The organism is Streptomyces sp. NPDC002690, assembly GCF_053592415.1.
This window is the reverse complement of the sequence record NZ_JBSFVR010000708.1, coordinates 1-1,540: the sequence shown is the minus strand read 5'-3', so window position 1 is coordinate 1,540 and position 1,540 is coordinate 1. Positions and strand designations below refer to the sequence as shown.

Below are 1,540 nucleotides of genomic sequence, written 5' to 3'. Positions count from 1 at the left end.
GCCGTAGATCGGCTTGCCCTCCTTCATGAGCTGGGGGAAGACGTCGCCGGACCAGTCCACGGAGGTGTCGGCCTGTACGTAGTCGAAAACCTCGGGCTCCATGACGTAGATACCCGTGTTGACGGTGTCCGAGAACACCTGACCCCACGTGGGCTTCTCCAGGAACCGCTCGACCTGGCCTTCCTCGTCCACGATCGTGATCCCGAATTCCAGTGGATTGGGAACCCGGGTCAGGCAGACGGTGACCAGTCCGCCCTTCGCTTTGTGGAAGGCGATGAGATCGGTGAGGTCGAAATCGGTCAGTGCGTCGCCGGAAATAACGAGGAAGGTGTCGTCCTTCAGCGCTTCCTCGGCGTTCTTCACGCTTCCCGCGGTGCCGAGTGGCTTCTCCTCGTTGGCGTAGGTGAGCTCCATTCCGAGCTCTTCCCCGTCCCCGAAATAGTTCTTGACGAGGGAGGCCAGGAACTGGACGGTCACCACGGTCTCATTGAGCCCGTGCCGCTTCAGGAGTCGGAGCACATGCTCCATGATCGGCCGGTTGGCCACAGGAAGAAGCGGCTTGGGCATGCTTGAGGTCATCGGGCGAAGGCGTGTGCCCTCGCCGCCAGCCATCACGACGGCCTTCATGTCGGAAACGTCCTCCTAGAGACGACGATTAAGCCGACTTCGCCCGTCGGGCGGCATCAAGAGGCATCTGCCGCGGTCCGGCCACACTGCACGGCACCGCTTCAACGAGCTCAATCGGCTGTTGCGTCCGCCTTGACCAGCCGGCGGACTTGAACCACGTAGAGGAGTCCTGCCCACCAATACAGAGTTGTACCCCACCCGGCGAACGCCCATCCGAAAACTGCGGCCAACGTTTCAAGCCAACCACTTCCGTCGCTGAGCAGCAACAAGGGGAAGGCGTACATCAGGTTGAACGTTGCAGCTTTCCCGAGGAAGTTCACCTGGGGCGGCGGATAACCGTGCCGGCGGAGGATGCCGACCATCACCAGGAGCATCAACTCCCGGGCCACCAGCGCGGCCGTGAGCCAGAGCGGCAGGATCTCGCGCCAGGTGAGCCCGACGAGAGTGGAAAGGATATAGAGCCGGTCCGCGGCCGGGTCCAGGAGCCGCCCGAGGCTGCTGATCTGATTCCAGCGGCGGGCGAGCTTGCCGTCGAGGTAGTCGCTGATGCCGCTCAGCGCGAGTACCAACAGCGCCCAGCCGTCGCTCTGCGGGCCGCCGAACACGGGGCGAAGGATCAGCCACAGGAAAAGCGGAACCCCGACAAGGCGAGCCATGCTGAGGATGTTGGGGATGGTGAGGACCCGGTCCGTCTGAACCCGAGTCTCCTGGACCTCCACCCGGGGGCCTCCTGTGTGAAGAAATGTGCCAATGATGCCCCCTGACCCTACCGTCAGCCACCGCACGCGGGTGCAGCAGGGGTCAGGAAAATGCTCTCGAACGCAGAAAACCCCCGTGCCCAAAGGCACGGGGGTCTCCCGGAAAAATTGTTCGGCGGCGTCCTACTCTCCCACAGGGTCCCCCCTGCAGTACC

Annotated in this window: 2 protein-coding genes; both read right to left on the bottom strand. The window is 63.2% G+C overall.

Translation table 11 applies throughout. The features are described 5' to 3' along the window. On the bottom strand, positions 1–627 hold a 627-nt coding region (locus ACWD3D_RS36895; protein ID WP_451464997.1), incomplete at its 3' end, for a nucleotidyltransferase family protein. Positions 628–737: 110 nt separating this feature from the next. Continuing rightward, complete coding sequence (locus tag ACWD3D_RS36890) at positions 738–1,346, bottom strand: CDP-alcohol phosphatidyltransferase family protein (RefSeq protein WP_328722856.1); 609 nt, start codon at positions 1,344–1,346, stop codon at positions 738–740. Positions 1,347–1,540 lie beyond the last annotated feature (194 nt).